The following is a 26,455-nucleotide window of genomic DNA, read 5'->3' as shown; positions in this document are numbered from 1 at the left end:
GAACCGGGACGAGCGCAGGAACGTCACAGTGAACAGCTGAATTAAAGGGGATGGGACATTTGAATGCAGTGAAATGGGGGATGGCATTATTCATGGTTGCGATGGCCGTGCTGATGGGGGCAGGTTCCGCTGCTGCGGCCCCTGAACTGACCGTCAAGGCCACGGGTGGCATAGACGGGAAGGCGATGGAAGGAAGAGCCATGCCGGTCATCATCGAAATCAGCAATGACGGTGACCCGTTCGAGGGCGATCTGATCGTTGATTTTAGCAATGTTTATGAAAACGGCACAGCAAGGGCTATCGGGCTGAGTGTCGGCACGGGTGAGACGGAGACAGTGAGGATGACAGTCGATTCGGCTAATTCCTATACTTTTTCGGAACAGCAATTCCGCTTTTTTGATGGAAGCTGGAGAAACGGCCGGGAGGTCAAGTATAAAGGTGACCGGCGCCCGAATGTGAATTTTTACTATATGGAAACTTCATTTGCGGTTGCTCTTACCGAAAGTGCCGACCGTCTTGCGGGACTCCGGGATCTGGACTTCGGGAATACACCGGAATCAGAAGTGATCGGGGTTGACCTGGATGCCCCCCTTCCGGCGGATGCGGCCGGATGGGAGGCGGCTGATCTGATCATCGCGGATGACGGAGTGCTGGCCGGGCTCTCAACTGCTGATCAGGAGGCCATAGCAGGCCGCATAAGGGAAGGGGCGACACTCCTCATCGGGATGACAGATGACCCTGCGGATGCCGGAGTGTTCAGCAGTGCATTGCCCCTTGAACAGCTGCGCCGGGCTGAACTTCCTCCTGAGGCATTCCAGGGATCGGGCGTCGGAACTGCCGTGCCGGCGTTCGAGGTCTCACTGTCAGGCGGCGCGCAATCCCTGGGGGACTGGGAAGGCCGTGTCCTTGCTGCATTCTCTAAATTCGGGACAGGCAGTATCGTTCAGACGGCATTTTCTTTCGGAGATGAGCCGCTGGCTTCCGCACCGGATCTCGACCGGTTCATTGGAGTGATTCTTGCGGGACTGCCGGGCAGCAATGTTGCCTATTCCGGCATGCATGGGGATCCCGGAAGTGACTTTGTTCATCTGGGCCAAAGCGCAACGGAACGTTTCGAGACCTTCAGGATTCCTGCAGCGGCCATCATTCTCATTGTCATGCTCTACATTATCCTGGTGGGTCCCGTTCTTTATTACGTCCTCAAAAAAAGAGACCGGCGGGAACAGGCTTGGTGGATTATCCCGGCTGCTGCAGTCCTGATCTCTGCGGGGATATTCGCTTACGGTGCAAAAGACCGCTTGTTCCATCCGCAGTTCAGGCAGGCCGCCCTGTTCTTTTCCGACGGAAGCGGAACATTGTCCGGGATGTACACGGGGTCCATCCTGACCAATCGGGGAGGGGATCTGGAGGTGGCCGCATCGTTACCGATGACCCTCTCAGCGGCAGGGGAAAGTGCTGCCTTTTCCGGCGGTTCGGGCAGCTTCGGACACGCGGTTGCGGAACAGACACCACAAGGGACATTGCTCACACTCAGGGACATGCCGTTCTGGACGGTCCGCACGGTCCATGGCGAAACCCGCATTCAAGATGCCGGAAGTCTGGAGGCTGATCTTTCTGTCTCCGGAGGCAGCCTTACCGGCACCCTCACTAATGGCTTTCCGTTCCGCCTGAGGGATGTTTCTGTCTGGAGCGGCGCAGGATTAATCCCGCTCGCCGATCTTGAGGCCGGAGAAACTGTGGAAATTGATGTGGAAGTTCCGGGCAGTGTGCTGTTCCCGGCAGTGTCATTACCAGGATCCGGTCATACCGGAATCAGCTTCGGGAACCGGGAAGATCACAGGGCCGGTAATATGGTCCAGGCTGCAGGTTACTATCTGGATGGAAAGCGTCCGGCGCTGGTCGGACATACCGCCACTCCGCTTGCCAATGTCAGTCTGGAAGGAAATCCGGAGTACAGTTCGGTTTCAGTCATCGTGCAGCAGTTCGATCCGGAGATCCGGCTGTCCGGGCCATTCAGTATCCCGCCTTCTGCTATCAATGGCCACGTTTCCCCGGAAGAGCAGGACGGTTTTGTGGAACAGTATCCGGATGGTGAACTTTATCTCTCGCCGGGGACGTTTCTATATGAGCCGTCCGTTCCGGAAACCTATGTGCAGCCGGAAGTCGGCTGGACTTCATTGAGTGTCCGGGTTATGGAGGGCGCCGCCATCTCCATCCTGAATCGGTCATCCGGGGAATTTGAAGAGCTTACAACCGGCAAAAATGGATTGGATCCTGCAAAAGACTATATCGGCCGGGAAGGTGATTTCCGATTCCGTATCGATAGTCCTTCTAACGGAGGGCACACCATGCTGCCGGAAATTGAATTGGAAGGAGTGGCGTCGCCATGATAAAAACCAGGAATCTGACCAAATCATATGGGGCATTTCAAGCGCTTCATGATCTCAACCTGGAAATCGGAGAGGGAAGTGTATTCGGATTTGTCGGCGCAAACGGCGCAGGCAAGTCGACGACGTTCTCGATCCTGGCGACCCTGCTACCTCCGACTTCCGGCGATGCCTTTGTCGGAGGGCACAGCGTGCGAACCTCTCCTGCGGAAGTGCGCAGGCTGATCGGTTACATGCCTGACTTTTTCGGTGTGTACGACCAGCTGAAAACTGAGGAGTACCTGGACTTTTACGCGGCCAGCTACGGCATACCGGCCGGGGAGCGCAAGGTTCTGATCGGACAGCTTCTCGACTTGGTGAACCTGTCTGAAAAGCAGGATGCCTATGTCGATTCCCTGTCACGCGGGATGAAGCAGCGGCTTTGCCTGGCCCGCAGCCTCATCCATGACCCGAAGGTGCTGATCCTCGATGAGCCGGCCTCCGGACTAGATCCGAGGGCGAGGGTAGAAATGCGGGAAATCATGAAGCGGCTGAAGCACATGGACAAAACGATTCTCATCTCTTCCCACATCCTCCCCGAGCTGGCGGAAATGTGCGACGAAATCGGGGTGATCGACCGGGGAAGACTGCTGGCCAGGCAATCCGTGCGGGAGATTCATTCCATGATGAAAGGGGACCGGGTCATCACCGTAAAGCTGAATGGTCCTGCCGCTGCTGCGGTCAAATTCTTCGAGGAAAGGCCGTTTGTATCCTCACTGCGCAGGGATGATGAGGCAGGTGAGGTGACATTCTCCTTCGGCGGTTCACAGGCGGACCAGGAGGAACTGCTTGCTGCGGCCGCTGCAGGCTCCCTCGGAATCCGCTCATTCTCCGAAGAGGAGACCGACCTCGAAGATGTGTTCCTGTCACTGACGAAAGGGGGCGGGGTATCATGAAAGCGCACCTGTCCAACCCGGTTCTGATGAAAGAAATCAAGCTCCGGTTCCGCTCGCCGAAAAGCTTTGTGGGCATCCTGTTCTACCTTGCGGCAATGAGCCTGTTCGTCATCGGCTTCATGTACATCATGACACAGGACGGATCATCCGGGGGATATCTGAATCCCGGTCAAAGCTTTATGCTGTTCACGATGCTCACATATATCCAGCTTGTGCTCGTCCTTTTCATTACGCCGGGGCTGACGGCAGGCTCCATCAGTTCGGAGCGGGAAAAGCAGACACTCAATATGCTGCTGACGACTTCGCAGTCCTCGTTCCAGATCATCATCGGCAAGCTGTTGTCATCAATCGCCTTTCTTGTTCTGATGCTGGTATCAAGCCTGCCGCTATATAGTGTGGTCTTCCTGTACGGCGGTGTGTCACCCAAACAGCTGCTTCTGCTCATGTTCTATTTCTTCCTGTCGACGGTTGCGGTCGGCAGCCTCGGAGTCATGTTTTCCACATTGATCAGGAAAACGATCATCTCGATGATCGCAACATACGGTTCGGTACTTGCTTTGCTGGCGGTAACCGGTTTTCTCAGCGTTTTCTTCGCCTCGCTCAGCCAGGGAGGTGCATCACCTTTCGCTTATCTGTTTGCGGCGATTAATCCGGCGGTTCTGACAGCCTCTCTCCTCGCACCGGATTCCGGAGAATTTCTTCATGGGATGACAGGATTGAGATGGCCGGTATGGGTGACTTATCTATTGTTTTATCTGCTTATGACCGTGACGTCTGTTTTTGTGTCGGTGAAGTCATTGCGTGTCAATATGGCTCGGGGAAAATAAAGGAGGGCTGGTATGGACAGCAGGCGTAAGCTCGATGAGGCCGTCGCACACGTAAGGCGGAGACTCTTGTTGGAATGGTTTGCAAGAACTACTGTACGGGCGATGGCGTCCGGCACGGTTACTGTCGCAGCGACGCTTGCTGTCTCCCGCCTGTTTGTCTGGCCGGGTTATGCAGATTATGCGGTGATGGCGGCATGCTTCATTGCGGTTACGGTATTCGTATACGAGTGGCGGAAGGCTCCCTCGCGGCCGGTTTCGGTAAGGCTGCTCGATTCGTTCAGCCAAGACAATGTCATCCTGGCTGCGGAGACGGACGGGAAGCGTGAAGGCCCACTATCGGAAGCGCTTGCGGATGCAGCTGCGGAAGCGGCAAACGGCGCACTGGAACGGTTCCGTAATAGGAAAGGGCGTTGGATGGATCGCAGGCCGCTCCTGATTACTGCTGCCGCAGCCTCGGCTGTGGCGGTGCTTGCCCTGTTCCCATCCTTCGCGCAACTGGAAGCGCAGAAGGCGGAAGAAGAGCGGGGGATCATCGAAGATCTCGCAGAAAATGTAAATGGTCTGGCGGATGTGGCGGAGGATCCGAAATTGGAGAAGCGGCTTGCAGATGTGGCTGAAGAAATCAGATCTGCCGATTCTCCGGAAGAAGCGGTCCGCGAAGCGTTGAAGCTTCAGCGGGAACTATCCCTTGAAGATCGCCTGTCAGATCGTCCCGGACACAATCCCGGACAAACAGCGGGGGAACGCATTCTTGCTCCAGGCGAAGCGGCAGCAGCTCTGGCCGCATTGTCCGGAGACGCCGAAGAGCAGCTGGCCGGCATGGGACGCACATCTGGGGCAGCGGAGTACGCCTTTGATGGAGAACAGGGGGACGTTGCCGGCGGTGATGCGTCTGAACAGGAACAGACGCCCTCTGGCGGAAGCGGAGAATCGGGTAGTAAAGGCAAAGGAAATTCTGCTTCCGAAAGCGATGGTGCTCCGGGCGGAAATGGCGATGAAGCGCATAACGGCGGAGGGAACGGTACGGAAAGCGGAAGTGACACCGGCAGCGGGGGCACAAGCGGAACGGAATCCGGGTCAGAAGGCAGTGGAGGAGAAAGTGCCGGTTCCGGCAGCGAGGGCTCCGGCTACGGATCTGGCAGCGGGGACCGGAACCTCGTCAGCACGCCGCAGTCCGCGGCTGAACCGGGAGATCCGGTGCTGGATTCCGGAATGCAGAAAGAAGGGACATCTGCTGCCGAAAGTCTTGTGCCAGCTGAAAAAGGGGAAGTCCGGCCTTACGGGGAGGTGCAAAGCGAATACCGGGATGCCTATGTGGAACATGCCGGCCGTCTCGGCCTGCCGGAAGACCTCCAACGGGTCCTGTCCGATTACTTTTCATCGATCGACAAGAGGGAGTGAGAAAAATGGCGTTTGTGAAAGAGGATTACACGGAGATGAGCCTGAAAATCGGGAAGGTGAAGGAAGAAGTGGGGAAGTTCATCGTCGGCCAGGAAGAGGCGGTGGACTTTATCCTTTATTCCATCCTTGCCGGTGGCCACACCCTTCTTGAGGGGTTGCCGGGACTTGGGAAAACGATGCTGATCCGGACGTTTTCCGAAGTGCTGGACCTGGGCTTTTCGCGCATCCAGTTTACACCGGACCTGATGCCTTCCGACATCACAGGGACGACGGTGATCGAAGAGATGCCGGACGGGCGCAAGACTTTTGTCTTCCGCGAAGGCCCTCTGTTCAGCGAGATGGTCCTTGCCGACGAAATAAACCGCGCCACTCCAAAAACACAAAGCGCGCTGCTCGAGGCAATGGGAGAGAGGACGGTGACCATACTCGGAAACACGCGTCCGATGAAGGATCCGTTTTTTGTGCTGGCCACTCAAAATCCGATTGAACTCGAAGGGACATATCCTCTCCCCGAAGCGCAACTGGACCGTTTTCTATGCAAAGTGATTGTGCCGCATCCGGGCACGGAAGAGCTTAAAGAAATTATCCGCCGTACGACCGGGGGCGGGACCGGAAGCCTCGAGAAGTTATTGGACCCGGGAGAAATCCGACATGCGCGTGAAATGGTGAGGGAAGTGATTTTACCTGAGGAAATGTTGGACGTGGCCGCGCAGATCGTCACCGGAACGCATCCTTCCGATTCACCGTTGGACGAGGTGAAACGCTGGGTCCGCTTCGGAAGCGGTCCCCGCGGCCTGCAGAGCCTTGTGCTGGCGGCAAAAGCACGTGCACTGACCGAGGGCCGCTTTCATGTGTCGATCGGTGACCTGAAAAAATGTGCGGTCCCGGTGCTGCGTCATCGTCTGCTGTTCAACTATGAAGGGGAAGCGGCAGGAATGCCCGCGGATGATCTGATCATCCGGCTGGCCGATTTATCGGCAGAAGGCCACACGTTATGACAGAAATCTTTTTCCCTGCGTCTGCCGCAGTTGCCGCTTCCCGGCTCCGGCATCTGAGCCGCAATGGTCCGAGAGGGATCCATCATGGCAGGAACACTTCAGGCAGGAGCGGGACATCACCGGATTTTTCGGATTTTCAGCCCTATGCTCCGGGTGACGATATCAGAAATGTCGACTGGAACATTTATGCAAGGACGGACCAGCTGTTCATCAAGCGGTTCATGGATGAGCGTGAGCTTCGAGTGTCGCTGATTCTTGATGCCAGCCGGTCGATGGGGGGTGCCAAGTGGCTATATGGCTGTAAGTTGTGCGCAGTGCTGGGCATGATGGCGCTGTCGGCGGACGATCATCTTTCCTTCATGGCTGTCGGCGGCCCAAAACCGTCCGTGCTTACGGCAAAGGGCATCCGGAACAGGAACCGTTTCCTGGGGCACCTGGAACAGCTGCCGTCCCCCGAAGGGACCGGCTTTACAGATGCTGCTGCTTCAGAGAACTTTTTGGGCGCATCAATCCGATATGTCGTGACCGACGGGCTGGAGCCGCCGGCATCCTTCCGTCCGCTGTTACGCAAGCTCAGGAAAAGCGCGGGAGAGGTCCGGATGATCCTTTTGAGAGATGACACTCCGGACATTCCCGTACGGGCTGAAGATGTACGCTTTGTCGATTCGGAAACCGGCAAGGCGGTGGATGTATCGCTTACTCCAAACCTGATACACAGGCAGCAGGAGATCAGTGAACAACATTTTTCTGAGCTTGCCTCCCTCTGCCGGGAGTACGGTGTTGCAGTCCTCGAAGCGCGGCAACAAGAAGCCACGCTGGAGTTTGTCTCAAAAAAGATGAGAAAAGCGGGCTGGGTCCGCTGAAAAAGGAGGTGATCGGATGGGGTTCGGTTCAATCGGCATGATCTGGACACTGGTCATTCCCGCCATCGTCTTCCTTTATTACTTTTTCAGGAAGAAGTATGAGGAGCGTACCGTGCCGTCTGTCCTTTTCTGGGAAGAATCCCGGAAGCATATGGAAAGCTCCCCACTTATCAGCCATCTGAATCGGAATGCCCTGTTTTATCTCCAGATGGGGGCTCTTCTGCTGTTTGTTCTTCTGCTTATGAAGCCCGGTATAACCGGTTCCGGTGAACATTCCGATCACCTGGTCATTGTCGCGGACACTTCTGCCACGATGCTTGCCGAAGAAGATGGTGAGCCGTTGTTCGATCGTCACAAGACAAGGATGGAATCATTGATCCGGGACCATGAAGGCGCCCGCTTCACCATCATCCGAGCCGGTGGCTTTCCTGAAGTTTTGCTGCAGGTTTCAGAAGAGGCGGATGAAGCGCTCCGGATAGTCAGGGAATTGGGACTGACCTATGCCCATCAGGATCTGACTGCTGCGTTGGCCCTTGCCGGGACAGTCGCCGGCGGGAAACAGGCGGATGTCCATGTTTTCACGGATGCTGCGGGACCGGAAGAACTTCCGGCAGTTGTGCCTGGGGTGGTTTATAGGATACATGCCGCACCGGCACTCCCGGAAAATGTATCGGTCAGGCAGTTTGGCATCGCCCGGCAGGAAGATGGCCAGTCGGCAATTGCAGTTGTGGCCAATGATTCCCCGGCGGACAAAAAAGCATCGCTGTATCTTGAAGACGGGCAGGGTAAACCGGTAGGGCAAGCCCGTGAATTGACCTTAGGTGCCGGAAAGTCGGAGCGGGTTTTGTTTAACGGGCTGCCGGACGTCCGGGGACTTCAGCTCAAGGTTGATGCAGATGATGGATACCCTGCGGACAATACGGTTCATGCCGTTTCCGTCAGAGGGGAACTGCCGGTGTACGTAGAGACCGGACTGCACGAGCTGGTATATAAAGCCCTGCAAGCGACCGGTGCCGATGTGACCGCATACGGGAGCGGGGAGGCTGGGCAACTGCCGGAGGAGGCGATTGTCGTGACCGGTTCGGAAGTGACATTCCAGCAACGGCGGGGACGCACAATACTGTTCGGACGGGAGGGGGAGCCCGAAGAAAATCCGGTGTTCATCACACCGTCCGAAGATCCGCTGTTCGGTTTTGCTCCGGGTGAGGAAATTTATGCATCGGGTCTATACCCGCCTTTTGAGGACATGAAGGCGGTTGCCGGTCCTGAGAGCAGTCCGCTCATCCAGAGAGCGGACGATGGCAGGATTGCCGTGCTGGCCGATCCATCCATGACGGACTGGCCGCTCCGGCCCTCATTCCCAATGTTTCTCTGGAGTGTCATTGACAGCTTTTCACGGGAGCAGGCGGTGGCCGGGACCTTCCTCCCCGGTGAAAGGCGTCCGGTCACACCTTCACAGGAAGGCGGCTGGCAGCTGTACACCGCGGCCGGTGAATACTTGTCCGAATTCGCTGCCGCCGAGGCGGTGACTGCGCCGGATAAGCCCGGTCTGTACGTTTTAAGGTCCGGTAATGAAGAACGCATCCTGTCCGTCGTACTGCCAAAAGAAGAGCGCATGGTGACTGCCGGACCTTCGTTCAACGCCGGTGAAAGGGCCGATGGCGGGACAACTGGATTATCTGCCGGGAAACAGCCCATCATCCTGCCGCTCGTCCTCCTGATCTTGCTGTTGATCCTTGCAGAATGGGAGGTGCAGCGCCGTCATGGACTTTCGTATTGAACACCCGGCCTATCTATTGCTCCTTCTCCCGGTCCTTGGCTATCTCCTCTGGTCCTGGAAACGGGAGCGTGAAAAACGGGGACACAAGTCCCTTGTGCTCCCCGCATTGAGAATTTCGGCTTCCGCACTGCTGATCTTTGCAGCAGCTTCCCCTTATCTTCTGATGACGGCGGAGAAGGAGCAGCTGATTTTCCTTGTGGACCGCTCCGCCTCTATGGAAGGGACAGAGGAAAAGACCTCGGCCTTTCTTTCAGAGGCCATCAGCAAGGGACAGGACCGAGATATCAAGGTGCTTTCGTTTGCAGGTGAAGTGACGAATGAATCGCCGGCATCCGGAGGTGCGGATATAAACGGGAATTCCGGAGAATCGGATCTCGAAGGCGCACTCCGGTATGCGGCAGCCGCCGCCGCGGAAAGTCCGGCCAGGATCGTGCTAATGTCGGACGGCAGGGAGACGAGGGGAAACGCAATCGAATATATCCGCAACCAGCTGCCGGACGGAGTCACGGTCGATGCGGCCATGTTTGCTCCCGCTGATACAGAAGACGTCTCCGTCTCTTCATTCAGCGTCCCGACCACAGGCAGAAAAGGCGAATCCCAGCAGCTGGAGGTGACCGTCAGGGCGACCGGACCGGCAGAGGCACGGCTGGTCCTGTTCCGCAATGATCAGCCCGTTGCCGAGCGGGATGTAAAGCTTTCCGAAGGGGAAAACCGATTTACATTCAGTGAGGTGCAGGTTGAAGAGGGGCTAGTGAAATACGGGGCACAGGTCATCATGGAAGGTGACGGCATCCAGGAAAACAACCGGATGATCGCCGCCACTGAAATCGAAGGGCCGCCCCGTGTGCTGATCGCAGATACTGCCGAGAACCCGAGCCCGATTGGAAACATGATCGGAAACAGCGGGATCAGCGTCCAAACAGTCCATGCTGAAGCCCTTCCACAGGATCTGTCATCCTATCTTCAGTTTGATGCCGTCATATTCGATAATGTCCCCGGTCACCGGGTCGGGGAGGAACGGATGACTGTCATCGAACAGGCCGTTAAAACATTCGGGCTCGGCTTCATGATGGTCGGAGGAGAGGAAAGCTTCGGCCTGGGCGGTTATTTCCGTACGCCGATTGAGGAGATGCTTCCTGTTGATATGGACGTGACCGGCAAACAGATCATCCCTTCACTGGGGCTCGTGATTGTACTGGACCGTTCAAGCAGCATGAGAGGCCGAAAGCTGGACCTGGCCAAGGAGGCGGCTGCGCGCTCTGTGGCTCTGCTGAGGGAAGAAGATACACTCGGATTCATCGCATTTGATGATAGTCCATGGGAAGTGATCGAAACATCACCGATCGGGGATCCGGATGAAGCCTCCGTGAAAATCATGTCGGTCACGCCGGGAGGCGGCACCGATATCTACCCTTCAGTCGCGCTGGCCTATGAACGGCTCCGTGGCCTTGACCTGGAACGGAAGCATATCATTCTTCTCACAGACGGAATGTCCGCGCCGGGAGGGGACTACGCGTCTCTTTCGGAAGCAGGCGAAGCTGACGGCGTGACCATGTCGACTGTTGCGATTGGCTCGGATGCGGACCGGCAGCTTCTGAGGCAGCTCGCTGACCAGGCTTCAGGCCGCTATTATGAAGTGACCGATGCCGATTCGGTGCCGTCCATCCTGTCGAGGGAGACGGCCATGCTGTCTAGGACCTATATTGTCGATCAGCCTTTCACTCCGGCTGTGCGCGGTGGGACAGGCTGGGATGCACTATTCGGGACCGGGCTGCCGCAGATGAACGCTTATATCGCGACCACGGCAAAGCCCGCCTCTGAAGTCATCCTAGAGAGCCCGGAAGAAGACCCAATCATCGCAGAAGGCCGATATGGCCTGGGCAAGACGCTCGCCTATACTTCCGGCTCGGGAGGATGGAGCGGAGGCTTAGCATCCTGGGACCGCTGGGGGGAGTTGTGGACAACCGCCGCTTCGAGAATCCTTCCGCAATATCGCAGCGAGCCGTTTGACATCCGCAGGAACACAGACGGTTCGTATACGGTGACCGGACCGGATACCATGCCGTTCCTGGACATCGCCGTCGCCGACGAGAAAGGCCGCGAACTCGGGGCCACAGTTGAACCGGTCCGCCCGGGTACAGCGCGCGTCCGGGTAGAATCCGGTCCGGGGCTCGTCTTCTTCAGGATATCCGGGGACGGGGAGACTGTCACGACGGCCGGCATCACGATCCCGTATGGGGATGAATACCGGCCGGGGCCTCCTGATGAGGAACGCCTTTCCGCCATCGCAGAATTGTCCGGCGGGCGCATGCTTGAAGCGGCCGAAGAAGCGGTGCGGCCACCGGAATCGTCCAAAAAGGACATCCTCCCTGCCTGGGACTGGTTCGTCCTCGCGGCGATGCTGATCTTCTTTTCGGATATCACGTTGCGGAGATTCGGAATGCCGCGAAGCCTGAAACCGGGACGGTCTGCAGGAGGGAAATGGGAATCAGCAGCGCACAGGGAAGAAACCAGCGTGGAAAAGCTGCTGAAAGCAAAAAGGCATGATCAATAATGCGGAACGCAGGAGGTGGCCATACAAAGCGTGGCCTCTGATGAACCCATCGGTTGAGAAAATGACGAAACCGAGGCGGTGGTGACCGCGATCAGCCGCGTGTGGTGATTTCGTCATTCATCAGGGCAATTTCGTCATTCGGCCGGATAATCTCGTCATTCGATCGGATAATCTCGTCATTCGGCCCCGGGAAGCTGGCGAATGACGAAATCGGGGGGCCGAATGACGAAACCGGGCATGCGAATGACGAAACCAAGCGCACGAATGACGAAACCGCCGTATGCATTGATAATTTCCCTCTTTAGGGGAAACCCATCCCTTCGAGCAGAAATCAGCGGGACACACGAAAAAGGGCGGTCACTCAAAAATCTGAGTGACGGCCCTTTTGGCTTTCAGTGGTCCTGCATTGATTTTTTACCGGGTCACCGCAACTTTTCTGGAGCGGAGCGCCTGGAGCTGTTCTTTGTGCAGCCTTGCCCAGGTAACGGTGATGCCGAAGCAGATAAGCAGCACAGCGGTTCCGAACATATACGGGATGGCCATATTAATGTCGAATAGCGTCCCGGCCAGTGCAGGACCGAACATATTGCCGAGACTCATATAGGCATTGATCAGGCCGGCGGCAAATCCCTGTTCGTTTCCGGCCATCTTCGAAATCAGTGTATTCAATGCCGGACGGAGCAGGGAAGTCGCCGTGAAGAAGAATGTCGAAATGAGCATAAGCGACCAGAAGCGGTCTACAAATAAAATGCAGGACATCGACACTGCCGCGATCAGCAGGTTCACAAGGATTACCCGCATCTCACCGAATTTGCGGAACAGCGGATCGACGACAAATGTCTGGACAACGACCCCGATAAAGCCCCCGATTGTCATGAGTATCGCAATCTCGGCCGGGGTGTAGGCATATTTTTTGTCCATATACATGGAGATCGTCGCCTGGAAGTTTGCGAGTCCGAACGAGAAGACAAGCGTGATGATCAGCAGGATAAAGTAATTCATAGCAATAGAACGCTTTAGCTGGCCCACAATGTTCTCCTGCTTTTTCGGCTCCTGCTTTTCCGGTCCGGCTTCCGGACGGGGATCCGGAAGAATAAGCGCTGAGGACAAAGCGGCAATCAGGGCGACGCTGCAGGCGATATAAAACGGGAACTGAAGACTGACGCCCGAGAGGAATCCACCTATAGACGGGCCGATCATGAAGCCGAGGGACATCGAGGCACCGAGCCATCCCATCCCTTTTCCGCGGTCATCAAAAGTCGTGATGTCCGCAACGAAGGCCATCATCGGAGGAATAAGGAAAGCCGCACCGAAGCCGGTGATGAACCTGGCGACGAACAGCATCCAAAGTTCCGTCGCGAGACCGAAGGCGAGCTGTGACAGGCCGAAGACGACAAGCCCGAAAATGATCAGCTTCTTCCGTCCATATCTGTCAGACAGATTGCCGGATATCGGAGAAAACAGGAATTGCGCCAGCGCAAAGGAGGAAATCAGAAAGCCGAGCACCTGGCCGGCTGCTCCAAATGTCTCCAGGTAAGCCGGCATGATCGGAATGATCAGCCCGATGCCGGACATCGCGATGAACATGTTGAACATGAGGATATACAATGCAGAACGATTGGTTCCCTCCGCCATGCCCGGGCCCCCTTTTTGAAATTTCGTGTGTCAAACTATCTTACCATATCCACATTACCCATTTCACTAGCAGCTATGCCTTCCAAGAAAAAAACAAAAATTAAAATCAGCCCGAAATCTGCGGATTCCGGGCTGATTATTAATTCATCCCCATCTTAAAACGGAGGAAGCGTTCATTGTATTCACCGGTCATTTCCGGTCCGAGGTTCCGGTACACTTCAAGGCGCTCGCGGATTTCCTCATCCGGATAAAAACGCTCATCCCCGGTCACTTCCGGGTCCATCAGCTCAAGTCCGGCAGCATTCGGCGTAGAATAACCGACCCAATCGGCATTTTGTGCCGCGACCTCAGCATCCAGCATGAAGTTGATGAACTGATGTGCACCGTCGACATTGGCCGCAGTCTTCGGAATGATCATGTTGTCGAACCAAAGGTTGGAACCTTCCTCAGGCACCGCGAAATCGATTGATTCGTTAATATACATCATATCGAGGGCCTGGCCCGACCAAGTAAGGGCAATGGCTGCCTCGTTCCGCCGCATCATCTCGACAATCTCATCGCCGATGATGGCTTTGACATTCGGCGTAAGTTCGTCCAGCTTGGCAGATGCGGCATCCAGTTCGGCTTCATCGGTCGAGTTGAGGGAATACCCGAGGCTGTTCAGGCCCATCCCGATCACCTCGCGGGCACTATCGACGAGGATGACCTGCTGGCGGAGCTCGGGGCTCCACAGATCCTCCCAGCTTGTGAAGTCAAAGTCCTTCCCGAGCAGATCGGGGTTAAAAGCAATCCCGACTGTGCCCCAGAAATAGGGGACGGAGTATTCATTGCCCGGATCAAACGGAAGATCCAAAAAATAAGGATCGATATTCTTCAGATTCGGGATTTTAGAATGATCAAGAGGAATGAGAAGGTCATCCTCCTTCATTTTCTCGATCATGTATTCAGATGGCATGGCGACGTCATAGGACGTCCCGCCCTGTTCGACTTTCGTCATCATCGCTTCATTCGAATCGAATGTTTCATAAATGACTCGGATGCCGGTTTCCTCCGTGAACTGATTCAGGAGTTCCGGATCCAGGTATTCACCCCAGTTGTAGACGGTGATGGTGTCGCTACCCGTGCTTCCCGATGTCTTGCCGAGCTGACTGTTGATGTAGAGGAGCAGGGCGGATACGACAATCACCGCGACTGAGGCCCGGATGATGTCTTTCATTTCTTCACCCCCGTGACAGGTGTGCGGTTGCGCCGGTTCAATGCATAGTAGACGAGGACCAGACCAATAGTGACGATGAAGATCAGGCCGGAGAGCGCGTTGATCGTCAGAGAGATGCCTGCGCGTGCCATCGAGTAGATCTCGACGGACAGGGTGCTGAATCCATTGCCCGTTACAAAGAAGGTCACGGCAAAGTCATCGAGCGAGTATGTGAGCGCCAGGAAGAATCCGGCGAAGATCCCCGGCTTGATGTACGGGATGATGACGCGTGTCAGCACGTCCCGGCCGGATGCGCCGAGGTCGCGGGCAGCATCGATCAGCGAGTCGCTCATCTCCAGCAGTTTCGGCAGCACCATGAGGACAACGATCGGCACGCTGAATGCGATATGCGAGATAAGTACCGATGCAAATCCGAGGCGCACACCAACCGCAGTAAAAAGAATCAGGAACGATGCCCCAATAATGACGTCCGGGCTGACGATCAGCACGTTGTTCAATGAAAGCAGCGTGTTGCGGAGTTTCCGGTTTTTCAGATAAACAATCGCAAGTGCGCCGAGAACGCCGATCGCGGTTGAAATCAGTGCCGACAAGAGTGCGACGATAACGGTATTGAGCACAATCATGATGAGCCGGGTATCATCAAATACTGCGGCATAGTGCTCCCACGTAAACGATTCAAAAGACGACATCGTCCCGTTTGAGTTGAACGAGTAGAAGATCAAAAAGAAGATCGGCGCATACAAGATGATGAATACGAGCGCGAGAAAGAGTTTCTGTGCGTTACTTTGTTTTCCCAACCGATGCGCCTCCTTTCTCTTTCTGGCCGGTGAACAGCATGATGATGAACATGAACAGAATCAGGAAGACCGCGATCGTCGAGCCCATTCCCCAGTTCTGGGTGACGAGGAATTGCTGCTCGATCGCTGTGCCGAGCGTGATAACTTTGTTCCCTGCAATCAGCCGTGTGATCATGAATAGCGAAAGCGCGGGAATAAAAGTCACCTGGATGCCGGATTTCACCCCGTTCATCGTGAGCGGGAGAATGACCCTCCGGAATGTTGTCCAGGGGCTTGCCCCGAGATCACGCGACGCATCGATCAGTGCCGGATTGAGCCGGTCGATCGCGTTAAAGATCGGCAAGATCATGAACGGAATGAAAATATAGACTGATACGAAAATAAAGCTGAAATCGGTGAACAGCAGCTGCGTGGATCCGATGCCGATTGCTGCAAAAAAGGCGTTGATCGGACCGTACTGCCCGAAGATCCCGATAAAAGCGTAAGTCTTCAAAAGCAAGTTGATCCACGAAGGGATGATGATCAAAAGCAGCCATAGCTGCTTATGTTTTGTCTTTGTCAGGAAATAAGCGGTCGGATACGATATCAGCAGCGAGAACAGCGTGATCAGGAAGGCGTACCAGAACGAGCTGAGCGTCAGTTCCAGATAGACCGAGGAAAAGAACGCCTTGTAGTTGGAAAACGTAAAATCGCCGTGGATATCGAACAGCGAGTAGTAGACGACAAGTGCAATTGGTGCGACGACAAACAGGAGGATCCAGGCACCATACGGGATCAGATATAGGGCTTTCGTCGATTTATTCTGCATGGTCCGGCACCTCGTATGATTCGAGCCTCCGGTCGAAATCTTCTTCAGATTCGTTGAGCCTCATGACGTGGATCGCCTCAGGATCGAAGTCGAGGCCGATTTCATCGCCCACCTGCGCTTTTCTTGTGGAATGTACAAGCCACTCGTTGCCGTCCCTGTCGTAAGTCGACAGTTCATAGTGGACACCCCGGAAAAGCTGTGTGTCAACTGTGACAATCAGCTTCCCGCGTTCCGGGGAAGTGATCTCCAGGTCTTCCGGCCGGATGACGACCTCGATTTTTTCGTTTGTATCCAGACCGGCATCCACACATTCGAATTCCTTGCCGGCGAAACGGACCAGGTGGTCCCGGATCATGACGCCATCCACAATGTTGGATTCCCCGATAAAGTCGGCGACAAATCGGTTGATCGGCTCGTCGTAAATATCGATTGGTGTTCCTGACTGGACGATTTCACCTGCATTCATGACGAAGATCTCGTCGGACATCGCAAGTGCTTCCTCCTGGTCATGGGTGACGAAGATGAAGGTCTTGCCGAGCCGTTGCTGCAATTCCCGAAGCTCATACTGCATCTCAGTCCGCAGTTTCAGGTCAAGCGCGGACAGCGGCTCGTCGAGAAGGATGATCTCCGGATCATTGACGATGGCGCGGGCGATGGCCACACGCTGGCGCTGGCCGCCGGACATCTCGGAAATCTCACGGTTCTCATACCCCTGAAGGTTGACGAAGCGCAAGGCTTCCTCGACTCGGCGCTTGACCTCCGCCTGCTTGATCTTCTTTATACGAAGTCCGAAAGCGACGTTCTCAAAGACATTCAGGTGAGGGAAGAGGGCATAGTCCTGGAAAACGGTATTAACCTGCCGCTCATTGGGCGGGACCTCATTTATTTTCTTTCCGTTAAACTGGATTTCTCCGCTGCTCGGTTCGATAAAGCCGGCAATCAGGCGGAGAATCGTAGTCTTTCCGCAGCCGGATGGTCCGAGAAGCGTATAAAACTTGCCGCGTTCCATTTCAAAGCTGATGTTGCTCAGGACAGTCGTGTCGTCGTTGTACCGCTTTGAAACATTGTCAAAACGGATGATGGGCTGTTGCGTCATGTCTTACCTCCAGTTTCCAATAATCACAAATACGAATCGGTGGCGACGAGCAGGCACCTGGCCTCCCCGGGACCGGAATTCAACAGCTGATGGTCATGCGAAGCCTCGTAATAAAGGGCATCTCCTGATCCGGCCTCATAACTCTCTGTACCCAATTGAAGGCGGATCTGCCCATCCAGTACAAAAACGAATGTCTGGGAGAGGGAAGGCTCGAACTCTTTGAACTCACCACCAGGCGCAAGGGTCAGCAGGACAGGCTCCATCTCTTTTTCGTTTGATTCGGATACGAGCCAACGGACGGAGTACCCCCGTTCCTCATCGGTATTCAAAATGTGCTCTTCCTTGCCGAAAACCACCTTGGCGGCAGGATTGCCGTCGTCAAAAAACTCCTTGGGGGATGAGCCGAGCACCTCGAGAAGCGAAAACAGGGTTTCGATGGATGGCGAGGTGTGATCGCGTTCGAGCTGTGAAATATAGCCCTTGGTCAGATCTGTACGCTCGCCCAGTTCTTCCTGGGTGAGCCCTTTTTTCAGCCGCAGCCGCTTGATCTTTTTTCCGATCTGCATGGCATAGCCTCCTGTTGGAGTTTACTTATAATAAACTTTAAGTTTAGCAATAGCGGGTTTTATTATACAAAATCCAAACAGGAATGCAAGAGGAAAATGCTTATGTGATTGCAAAAATAACCGGCTGCATGCGAAAAGGCCCGGCACGCCTGTGATTGCGTGCCGGGCCAAATTTTCAGAAGTCCATATCGTCGAACTTTCTCCGCAGCTTCCTCCAGACGATGCGGCCAAGATAAGTGAAGAAGAGGTAGATCGACATGCCAATCCCGAGCAAGGCTGTCACGAACGCAATCCATCCAAATACTCCGTACGAAGAGATCTCCTTCCAGCTGGTGTCGTTCTTCCAGTCGTCAATAACCAGGTTCATCCCATAGATACCCGAGATGACGGTGAAGACGGTCAGGAAGAAGAGGAGGAGGTTCATCCGATTGGTCGCCGAGTTTTCCTGTGTGCGATACAGCTCTTCGAGCGTTGTGCGGACTTCCTCGAACAGGTCATCCAGACTGAAAGCCCGCCTGAAAAGCTGGCCTAGCTCGCGGCCTTCCTGGCGGACACTCACCAGCTTGAAGTGGTACCAGGACGAGAAGATCGTAATCAGTTCGATCAGCCGTTTCAGGTATTCTTCGTCTTTGTCCCACTTCAGCCGGCTGTATTCGAATGAGACCCGCAGCAGCATGATCCGGTAAAAGTAATGAAGCATGAAATTGTAGTAATGCGTGCCCATGAAATGCGCAAGCGGCCGCTGCATGTCCTCCAGATTTTTCGTCGTCACATTGGAGTAGGCAAAATCAGTGGCTATCGTGTAAAGATCCGGTGCCCAGCGGTCATGCAGGTATTGGTCCAGATAATTCCGTATGTAATCCATGTTGGATGCTGAGATGAACGATTCTCTCTCGGGACTGAGCCCGTCCACCCTGCCGATCCGGAAAAGCTGTTCTTCGCTGATCTCGGTGTCTGACTCCGCAAACAGAAAAGAAGTGACAAACATCCGCTCGTCTTCAAAATATGGCAGGCTGCCGAAGTAGCCCGTGAGCCGGTCGTCGTGGATGACGAACGGCTTGACCGCGGAGGCCAGGCGGCCAAACAGAAATTCATGGATACTTGAGAACTCCACGCCATCATCACAGAATATGACAGAACCTTTTTCTTCTTTCAGCTTGTTTTCTGTTGCTCTGAAGTGCTGCATAAAGTTCAGGACGGAGGACAGGGGAAGGTCTTTATCCTGAAGGCGCACCCTTGACGTGAGAAAGGCGATGCCGAACGGTCCGAGAATTACATCGAGACTCATGAAACGGAAGGGGTACGTCTCTCCGTCAGCCTTCAGTGAAAACTCTTCCCCGACCACTTTGTAGAAGCGGTGGAAACCGTAATCTTCCACAGAAGGCGGGAAGATTTTCTGTTCCACGTAGGGAAGGAAATACTGGTCAAGCTCTTCCTGGGAAATCTCGATCGCTCCTTCATAAAGCTCATCAATCCGCCCTCCCGGATCGTCGAGGGTAAAGAAGTGGAAGCCATCATCTTTAAGGGCGTCAGCCGCTTTGCGGATCTGTTTTTTCCTGTAGGCAAACGGCAGAATAAAGGAGAGATAGCCGTCTTTAACGATGAAGTCTTTGGTTATCGGAACCTCAGCCATGATTTCACCACGATTCATTGTAGTTTTGGGATGATGTGGTACACTATTGGAAAAAGGAGGGGTGGCAATGGGCAAGAACAATTTCTTCCCGGGTCCTGACAATGGACGGGGACGGAGCCGCAATGGCGTGACGCCTATCATTGAAGGGGTCTTCCTGATGACTAAAGACCGTATCATCCCCTACGAAGAACTTGATGACTACTGCGAATTCTGTCTGGAACCGCTGTCCTATGATGCCACCTATGATTCTGCGTACTGCGCCGGATGCAACGAGTGGCGCGAAGAACCTTGCACCGATCCGAAATGCCAGTTTTGCACGGACCGGCCGAAGCATCCGTTTGACCGGAGGTGAGAAGGTCTTACATTCATCCTTCCCTTTCTTCGGGGTAGCATAAACGGGGTAAAGCTGTATTTTACGCGCGGCCCGCACAACGGGACCGGCGGCTGGAGGAAAGACTGATGAAAAAAGAGTTTGTCGTTGTCGGATTGGGCCGTTTCGGCGGCAGCATCTGCCGGGAACTGGTGGAACAGGGGGCAGACGTCCTCGCCATCGATCAGGATCCGGAACGGGTGGACGAATTCGCATCTATTGCGACACAGGCCGTCGTGGCGGATACGACCGACGAACAAGCACTGGTGTCGCTGGGCATCCGGAATTTCCAACACGTGATTGTCGCCATCGGTGAAGACATCCAGTCAAGCATACTGACAACACTGATCATGAAAGAACTTGGCGTTGAGAAAATCACCGTGAAAGCACAAAATGACTATCACGCGAAGGTGCTCGAGAAGATCGGGGCGGACCAGGTCGTCCACCCGGAGCGGGACATGGGCATCCGGATTGCGAATCATATGATATCAAACAATATACTCGATTACCTCGAACTGTCTGAAGAGCACTCCATCATGGAGATCAAGGCCAATGAGATGCTTGCCGGCCATTCCATCCTGGACCTCGATATCCGTGCAAGGTATGGCATCAATATCGTGGCGATCAAGAGGGGAGAAGACGTAGTCGTTTCCCCTCTGGCGGAAGAGCGCATCCAAGAGGGAGATATCCTGATCATTATCGGGTCGGATGCAGATATTCTCCGATTTGAAAAAAAAGCACTGCACTAAACAAATAGCCCATGCGGAAGTGATCTCCGCATGGGCTATTTTGATGAAGGCTACATCCGCTTCGATTAAAAAAGCTGCACGGAATCGGTTCCGCGCAGCTTTTTTATATTAGCACTCAGACTTCCATGACAACCGGAAGGATCATCGGCTTGCGTTTGGTCTGTTCGTACAGGTACGGGCCGAGAATATCGGTGATTTGGCTCTTGAGCGCATCTGTATCAGGTGTATCAGAGTTGGCGACGGTCTGACGGAGGCGGCGGTTCAGCATCGATTGCGCCTCGTTGATCATCTGTCCGGATTCGCGCATGTAGACGAATCCTCGGGAAATCAGATCAGGTCCGGCCACAATCTTGCCTTTCGCCTTGTTGAGCGTGACGACCACGATGACGAGTCCATCCTCTGAAAGGACGCGGCGGTCCCGAAGAACGACGTTGCCGATGTCGCCGATTCCGCTGCCGTCGATGTAGACGTCACCTGACGGGATTCTACCCGCCAGATGGGCTTCGTCTGCACTGAGCGCGAGAACATCTCCATTTTCCATAATGAAAATGTTGTCCTCCGGCACGTCACACTGCACGGCAAGCCCGGCATGCGTCTTCAGCATACGGTATTCGCCGTGTATCGGCATGAAGAATTTCGGTTTGATCAGGCGGAGCATCAGTTTTTGTTCCTGCTGGGAGCCGTGGCCGGAAGTATGGATGTTGTTGAGTGACCCATGGATCACTTCCGCTCCGGCACGGAACAGCAGGTTGATCGTCCGGTTCACGCTTGCGATATTCCCCGGAATCGGGGAAGACGAGAAGATGACCGTGTCCCCAGGCTGGATCTGGATCTGCCGGTGAGTGCCGTTTGCGATCCGTGAAAGTGCTGCCATCGGTTCCCCCTGGCTGCCTGTACAGAGGATCATGACCTCATTGGCAGGGAGGCGGTTCAGTGCCTGAGTATCCACGAACATTTCCTTCGGGGCATTGATGTAACCAAGCTCTGTCCCGATGGTGATGGCATTGTCCATGCTGCGTCCGAATACGGCGATCTTGCGGCCGTGCCGGATCGCGGCGTCCACTGCCTGCTGCAGTCGGTAGATGTTGGAAGCGAACGTAGCGAAGATGATACGCCCGTTCACTTTCCTGAAGATTTCATCGATGCTTTCTCCGACTGTTTTTTCGGACATCGTGAAATCAGGGACCTCCGCGTTGGTGCTGTCGGACAAGAGGCAAAGGACGCCTTCTTCTCCAATCTGTGCCATTTTCGCCAGGTTCGCCGGCTCTCCGACAGGTGTGAAGTCGAATTTGAAGTCGCCGGTGTGGACGATGTTGCCGGGAGGCGTTTTGACAACAATCCCAAAGGCATCCGGGATACTGTGTGTAGTCCTGAAGAAGCTGACCGAAGTCTTGCGGAACTTGATGACTTCCTCTTCTTTCACTTCGATGAGTTTCGTACGGCGCAGAAGTCCGTGCTCTTCAAGCTTGTTGCGCAGAAGGCCCAGTGCCAGTTTTCCGCCGTAGACAGGAATATTGACTTTCTTGAGCAGATACGGGATGCCGCCGATATGGTCCTCATGGCCGTGTGTAATGAAGAGGCCCTTGATTTTATCGACATTCCGTTCGATGTACGTATAGTCGGGAATGACATAGTCGATGCCGAGAAGATCATCTTCCGGGAACATGATTCCGGCATCAATCAGGATGATTTCATCCTGGAATTGCACCCCATACGTGTTTTTGCCGATTTCGCCCAGTCCGCCGAGCGCAAATACGGCTGTCTGATCATTCTTGACCGATTTCATCCGCGTCACACCTGTTCAATGCGGAAGTCCGGCGAGTTTTTCTCGTACTCCAGATGGCCGTCTTCGAGTAGTTGGATGAATTCGATGTACAGGTTGCGATCTTTCAGCGCGGCACGGACTGCGCGTTCCGATTCTGCTTCCACGTACAGTGACTTCGTGTTTTCGCGGACTGGTACTTCATTCATGTTTTCTTGATAGAACACTTTGTAGATCATGGTCTGCTCTCCTTTTTCACGTTCAAATACTTGCCATATCGTTTATAATAGCATGCAGGCACAGTGAAATAAAGAAAAGCCCCCGTAGTTGCGGGGGCATGAGTTCACTATGCAATGGACTTTTTGCCGAGGATGCCATTGAGCCGCTTCAACCATTTGCGTTTCAGGCGCTTAAGCATGGCTATCACTCCTTGTCGTCATTATAGTCCTTTTTGAATGTTCTGTCAAGGTGCAAGGTGAAAGAAGTTATATAGGAAGGCGGAGATTTTGATGACGAAGAAAATCCTCTTTTTCGATATCGACGGCACCCTGTACGACCATGAGAAAAAGTTGCCCGAGTCAGCCAGAAGAGCGATTATGGCTGCGCGTGAAAAAGGCCATCTTGTCGCCATTGCAACCGGGCGGGCGCCATTCATGGTCGGTCCGGTGCTTGAAGACCTGGACGTCGATACATACATTTGCTTTAACGGACAATATGTCGTCCACAAGGGCGAACTGATTCATGGCGGTATCATCGAACCGGATGTCCTAGCGCGCATAAAGGAAAAGGCGGACAGGGACCGGTTCCCGTTAATTTTCATGGCCGACAGGGAAATGGTCGCAACGGAGACCGGGCATCCGCATGTCGGAGACAGCCTGAGTTCGCTTAAAATGCCGTACCCGCGTGCATCGGAAACGTTTTACATGGAAAGGCCGATCCACCAGGCGCTCTTGTTCTGCACCGAGCAGCAGGAACAGGAATACGCCGAGGCTTTCCCGGAAATGAAGTTTGTCCGCTGGCACCGCACGTCCACCGATATCCTTCCGGCAGGAACGTCCAAAGCAGGAGGCATGCAGCGGATCCTCGATCGGGAAGGGCTGACGATGTCCGATGCCGTCGCATTCGGGGACGGCCTTAACGATATCGAGATGCTGGAGGCTGCCGGTGTGGGAGTGGCCATGGGAAATGGCCACGAAGAAGCCAAAAAGAAGGCCGATTACATTGCGGGTGATGTATCGGAAGATGGCATCGCAAGAATCCTTGACCAGCTGAAACTCATCTAAAAAAATACAGACAGGGTTCGCCTGTCTGCAATAGATCCGGGGCCGTAAAGCGGTCCCGGTTTTATTTTTCTTCGTCTGTTTTCAGCGGTTCTGCGTCAGGATATTTCCGGAACGGCTCGTCCGGGTCGATATGGTCGTAGAACATGACGCCATTCAGATGATCGAGCTCGTGCTGGAAGGCAATGGCCTGGAGGCCCTTGAGCCGCTTTTTGATCGGTTCGCCATCCGGCGTGAAGCCTTTGACCGTGATTTTGGAATAGCGCGGAACAAATCCGGGCACATCCCGGTCAACGGACAAACAGCCTTCACCGCCGGGCAGATAAGACTTTTGGGCAGAGTGGCTCACGATCTTCGGATTTACAATCGTCATGCTGAGCGGCTCCGTGCCTTCATCGACAATATGCAGGGCGAACATCCGTTTTGGCACATCGATCTGGTTGGCGGCTATTCCAATACCCGCACGGAGTCCGTATTTTTCCGCTGTCTCGGGATTCTGGCTGTTCTTAAGAAACACAAGCATCTCGGCAGCGGTTTTCTTTTCTTCTTCTGTCAGAGGAAACTGTAATTCCTCCGCTTTTTTCCGAAGGGTCGGGTGACCTTCGCGGATAATCTGATCCATCGTAATCATGGCAGCTGACTTCCTTTCGTGCGGTTTACCTTGTCTATCATTATATACGGCACTGGCGGGTTGATGAAACAAAATGTCCCGTCCGATTGAAAACAGCCCTTACAGAGAATATAGTAGAAACAGGAAAGGGAAGGGGAGACTGGCATGAAAATCAGATTGGCGGGCACTGCGCTTGCGGCGATGCTCCTTTCCGCCTGCTCTTTCGGTGCATCATCTGAAGACAGGCTATCGGATGCAATTGGAACGATTCAGGAAAAGGAGCAGCCGTTCCTGGAAGCCCAGGAAAAAATGGTATCGCTTGAAAAAGAGGAATTTGAATTATTCAATGAGATGATGGAGCTTACACAGGAGGACCGGGAGGAGCTGGCGGCAATGGCAGCCGAGGCGGACAGCACGGCAGATGAACGCCTCAGCCTCCTTGAAGAAGGCAGAGATGCGCTTGGCCAAGCCGAAAAAGAGCTTTCCGGATTGGACGAAATCGGTGAAGACGGGGATCCGGTCAGAGATGCCATTGATAATCTGAAGCAATCGATGGCTGACCGTTATGGCGCCCATGAGGAATTCTCCGGACTATACGAGAAAGCCTCAGAAATTCAGAAAGAATTATACAGCCTGGCGACAGATGAGGAAGCTGACTTCCAGTCTATCCAGGAAAAAGTGGAAGCTGTCAACAGCGCCAATTCTGAAGTCAAGGCCGCTGCAAGTACCTTTAACGAAGCGACGGATACGGTCAATGAAAAGAAAAAAATGGCCTATGACACCATCGCCGAAAGCGAAGGCAATTGATCCGACGCGCCCGAAAGTAAATGCTTTCGGGCGTTTTTTCATTTTCATAAAGGGAATACTGGAAATGTCCTTTCCCATGGGCTAAAACAATTCAGAGCTATGTGTTAATACAGATTGATGAATGCGGCGCTGTGTACTAATACTAAAAGCGCTTTCAAAGCCTTGTGTTGACTGAGGTTTCACGTTCTTGTATAATCCGAAATGAATCAGGTGTACCAATTCACAAAACAAAAATGATAATACAGATAAAGGAGAGTTGCCGCAATGGCTCAAAAGAAGGCGAACGCATTCGATCCGGAACAAAATCTCCGGGAAATCGAGGATAAATTCGAAATGCTCCAAGTCCTCAATGAGGAAGGGGAAATCGTCAACAAAGAGATGGATCCTGGAATGAGTGATGAGCAACTGACAGAACTGATGACCCGCATGGTGTGGACGCGGATCCTTGACCAGCGCTCAATCTCCCTTAACCGCCAGGGACGCCTGGGCTTCTATGCGCCGACTGCCGGCCAGGAAGCTTCCCAGCTTGCTTCCCAGTATGCTCTGGAAAAGGATGACTTCATCCTTCCGGGATACCGGGATGTCCCTCAGATCGTTTTCCATGGCCTCCCGCTTGAGCAGGCGTTCTTGTGGTCCAGAGGTCACTTCCATGGCAGTGATGTTCCTGATGGAGTCAATATCTTCCTTCCGCAGATCATCATCGGTGCCCAGTACATCCAGGCGGCCGGCGTAGCACTCGGCAAGCAGAAGCGGGGAGAGAAATCGGTTGTCATCACTTATACGGGTGACGGCGGAACATCTCAGGGTGACTTCTACGAAGGCATCAACTTCGCAGGTGCATTCAACTCGCCGGCAATCTTCATCATCCAAAATAACCAGTATGCGATCTCGACGCCGCGCTCTCTCCAGACAAAGGCGAAAACACTTGCCCAGAAGGGGATTGCTGCAGGCATTCCAAGTGTACTCGTCGATGGAATGGATCCGCTGGCAGTTTATGCGGTCACGCAACAGGCTCGCGAACGCGCACTGAACGGCGGCGGACCGACACTGATCGAGACTATGTGTTACCGTTATGGGCCACATACGATGGCCGGGGATGACCCGACCCGCTACCGCACATCCGAAACCGATTCGGAATGGGAAAAACGCGATCCGCTCATCCGTTTCCGCAAATACCTCGAGAGCAAGGGCCTCTGGAATGAGGAAAAGGAAAACGAAGTGATCGAGCGTGCCAAAGAAGAAATCAAGGCAGCCATCAAGAAGGCGGATGCCGCTCCTAAACAGAAAGTGAGCGACTTCCTCAATATCATGTACCGCGGTGAAATGCCTGAGAACGTGAAAGAACAGCTTGATATCTATACAGCGAAGGAGTCGAAGTGAC

General features: G+C 54.2%; 24 protein-coding genes. 13 read left to right on the top strand and 11 right to left on the bottom strand.

Features of this window, described 5'->3' with window-relative positions:
* The first annotated feature begins 59 nt into the window (after window positions 1–59).
* Genes BMX91_RS01785 through BMX91_RS01750 form a run of 8 tightly spaced genes read left to right on the top strand, consistent with a single transcriptional unit; the run spans window position 60 to window position 11,745 of the window.
* Window positions 60–2,390 (top strand): hypothetical protein, encoded by a 2,331-nt coding sequence (locus BMX91_RS01785; protein ID WP_092049259.1) that lies wholly within the window; start codon window positions 60–62, stop codon window positions 2,388–2,390.
* Window positions 2,387–3,322, top strand: coding sequence for an ABC transporter ATP-binding protein (locus tag BMX91_RS01780; RefSeq protein WP_092049257.1), 936 nt, complete (start codon window positions 2,387–2,389; stop codon window positions 3,320–3,322). The genes BMX91_RS01785 and BMX91_RS01780 overlap by 4 nt, the downstream gene beginning before the upstream one ends.
* Window positions 3,319–4,149, top strand: a complete 831-nt coding sequence (locus BMX91_RS01775; protein WP_092049255.1) for an ABC transporter permease — start codon at window positions 3,319–3,321, stop codon at window positions 4,147–4,149. Before BMX91_RS01780 ends, BMX91_RS01775 begins: the two co-directional genes overlap by 4 nt.
* A gap of 12 nt (window positions 4,150–4,161) precedes the next feature.
* A complete protein-coding gene (locus BMX91_RS01770) occupies window positions 4,162–5,550 on the top strand; it encodes a hypothetical protein (RefSeq protein WP_092049253.1) in 1,389 nt (462 codons plus the stop codon).
* A gap of 5 nt (window positions 5,551–5,555) precedes the next feature.
* Window positions 5,556–6,548 carry an AAA family ATPase gene (locus BMX91_RS01765; protein WP_092049251.1) on the top strand — a complete coding sequence of 331 codons (993 nt, stop codon included), beginning with the start codon at window positions 5,556–5,558 and terminating at the stop codon, window positions 6,546–6,548.
* Entirely contained in the window at window positions 6,545–7,411 is an 867-nt protein-coding gene (locus tag BMX91_RS01760; protein WP_092049249.1) for a DUF58 domain-containing protein, read from the top strand. The genes BMX91_RS01765 and BMX91_RS01760 overlap by 4 nt, the downstream gene beginning before the upstream one ends.
* Window positions 7,412–7,427: 16 nt before the next feature.
* Window positions 7,428–9,191, top strand: coding sequence for a vWA domain-containing protein (locus BMX91_RS01755; RefSeq protein WP_092049247.1), 1,764 nt, complete (start codon window positions 7,428–7,430; stop codon window positions 9,189–9,191).
* The gene (locus tag BMX91_RS01750) at window positions 9,175–11,745 is read left to right on the top strand and encodes a VWA domain-containing protein (protein WP_092049245.1); all 2,571 of its coding nucleotides are present in this window, start codon (window positions 9,175–9,177) and stop codon (window positions 11,743–11,745) included. The genes BMX91_RS01755 and BMX91_RS01750 overlap by 17 nt, the downstream gene beginning before the upstream one ends.
* Before the next feature lie 91 nt (window positions 11,746–11,836).
* Here the strand turns inward: BMX91_RS01750 and BMX91_RS01745 are convergent, their stop codons facing one another.
* The 8 genes from BMX91_RS01745 to BMX91_RS01710 all read right to left on the bottom strand — a co-directional run bounded on the left by BMX91_RS01745 (window position 11,837) and on the right by BMX91_RS01710 (window position 19,496).
* The gene (locus tag BMX91_RS01745) at window positions 11,837–12,031 is read right to left on the bottom strand and encodes a hypothetical protein (protein WP_092049243.1); all 195 of its coding nucleotides are present in this window, start codon (window positions 12,029–12,031) and stop codon (window positions 11,837–11,839) included.
* A 128-nt stretch (window positions 12,032–12,159) separates the two neighbouring features.
* Complete coding sequence (locus tag BMX91_RS01740) at window positions 12,160–13,380, bottom strand: MFS transporter (RefSeq protein ID WP_092049240.1); 1,221 nt, start codon at window positions 13,378–13,380, stop codon at window positions 12,160–12,162.
* A 139-nt stretch (window positions 13,381–13,519) separates the two neighbouring features.
* Window positions 13,520–14,596 carry an ABC transporter substrate-binding protein gene (locus tag BMX91_RS01735; RefSeq protein WP_092049238.1) on the bottom strand — a complete coding sequence of 359 codons (1,077 nt, stop codon included), beginning with the start codon at window positions 14,594–14,596 and terminating at the stop codon, window positions 13,520–13,522.
* Window positions 14,593–15,393, bottom strand: a complete 801-nt coding sequence (locus BMX91_RS01730; protein WP_092049235.1) for an ABC transporter permease — start codon at window positions 15,391–15,393, stop codon at window positions 14,593–14,595. The genes BMX91_RS01735 and BMX91_RS01730 overlap by 4 nt, the downstream gene beginning before the upstream one ends.
* Complete coding sequence (locus BMX91_RS01725) at window positions 15,377–16,201, bottom strand: ABC transporter permease (RefSeq protein ID WP_092049232.1); 825 nt, start codon at window positions 16,199–16,201, stop codon at window positions 15,377–15,379. Before BMX91_RS01725 ends, BMX91_RS01730 begins: the two co-directional genes overlap by 17 nt.
* A complete protein-coding gene (locus tag BMX91_RS01720) occupies window positions 16,191–17,297 on the bottom strand; it encodes an ABC transporter ATP-binding protein (protein WP_092049229.1) in 1,107 nt (368 codons plus the stop codon). The genes BMX91_RS01725 and BMX91_RS01720 overlap by 11 nt, the downstream gene beginning before the upstream one ends.
* A 23-nt stretch (window positions 17,298–17,320) precedes the next feature.
* On the bottom strand, window positions 17,321–17,863 hold the full coding sequence (locus BMX91_RS01715) for a helix-turn-helix domain-containing protein (protein ID WP_092049227.1): 543 nt from the start codon (window positions 17,861–17,863) through the stop codon (window positions 17,321–17,323).
* Between the two features lie 175 nt (window positions 17,864–18,038).
* The gene (locus BMX91_RS01710; protein ID WP_092049225.1) at window positions 18,039–19,496 is read right to left on the bottom strand and encodes a magnesium transporter CorA family protein; all 1,458 of its coding nucleotides are present in this window, start codon (window positions 19,494–19,496) and stop codon (window positions 18,039–18,041) included.
* A 67-nt stretch (window positions 19,497–19,563) separates the two neighbouring features.
* On the opposite strand from BMX91_RS01710, the gene BMX91_RS01705 reads away from it, so the two are divergent.
* Entirely contained in the window at window positions 19,564–19,848 is a 285-nt protein-coding gene (locus BMX91_RS01705; RefSeq protein ID WP_092049222.1) for a hypothetical protein, read from the top strand.
* A gap of 107 nt (window positions 19,849–19,955) precedes the next feature.
* A complete protein-coding gene (locus tag BMX91_RS01700; RefSeq protein WP_092049220.1) occupies window positions 19,956–20,615 on the top strand; it encodes a potassium channel family protein in 660 nt (219 codons plus the stop codon).
* Between the two features lie 115 nt (window positions 20,616–20,730).
* Here the strand turns inward: BMX91_RS01700 and rnjA are convergent, their stop codons facing one another.
* Together rnjA and BMX91_RS01690 are read right to left on the bottom strand one after the other, a co-directional pair.
* Entirely contained in the window at window positions 20,731–22,401 is a 1,671-nt protein-coding gene (gene rnjA, locus BMX91_RS01695; RefSeq protein WP_092049218.1) for a ribonuclease J1, read from the bottom strand.
* Between the two features lie 5 nt (window positions 22,402–22,406).
* A complete protein-coding gene (locus tag BMX91_RS01690; RefSeq protein ID WP_092049216.1) occupies window positions 22,407–22,616 on the bottom strand; it encodes a DNA-dependent RNA polymerase subunit epsilon in 210 nt (69 codons plus the stop codon).
* Window positions 22,617–22,886: 270 nt separating this feature from the next.
* Here BMX91_RS01690 and BMX91_RS01685 point away from each other — a divergent pair, with 270 nt between their 5' ends.
* Complete coding sequence (locus tag BMX91_RS01685; protein ID WP_092050717.1) at window positions 22,887–23,660, top strand: Cof-type HAD-IIB family hydrolase; 774 nt, start codon at window positions 22,887–22,889, stop codon at window positions 23,658–23,660.
* 61 nt (window positions 23,661–23,721) lie between these two features.
* Here the strand turns inward: BMX91_RS01685 and def are convergent, their stop codons facing one another.
* Window positions 23,722–24,288: a peptide deformylase gene (gene def, locus BMX91_RS01680; protein ID WP_092049214.1), complete on the bottom strand. Its 567-nt coding sequence runs from the start codon at window positions 24,286–24,288 to the stop codon at window positions 23,722–23,724.
* A 144-nt stretch (window positions 24,289–24,432) separates the two neighbouring features.
* On the opposite strand from def, the gene BMX91_RS01675 reads away from it, so the two are divergent.
* Complete coding sequence (locus tag BMX91_RS01675) at window positions 24,433–25,074, top strand: YkyA family protein (protein ID WP_092049211.1); 642 nt, start codon at window positions 24,433–24,435, stop codon at window positions 25,072–25,074.
* Window positions 25,075–25,338: 264 nt separating this feature from the next.
* Window positions 25,339–26,454 carry a pyruvate dehydrogenase (acetyl-transferring) E1 component subunit alpha gene (gene pdhA, locus BMX91_RS01670; RefSeq protein WP_092049209.1) on the top strand — a complete coding sequence of 372 codons (1,116 nt, stop codon included), beginning with the start codon at window positions 25,339–25,341 and terminating at the stop codon, window positions 26,452–26,454.
* The last annotated feature ends 1 nt before the right edge of the window (window position 26,455 follow it).

Origin of the sequence: Bhargavaea ginsengi (assembly GCF_900109165.1) — a bacterium.
In the GTDB taxonomy this organism is placed as follows: Bacteria; Bacillota; Bacilli; order Bacillales_A; family Planococcaceae; genus Bhargavaea; species Bhargavaea ginsengi.
This window is presented reverse-complemented; position numbering and strand designations above follow the sequence as displayed.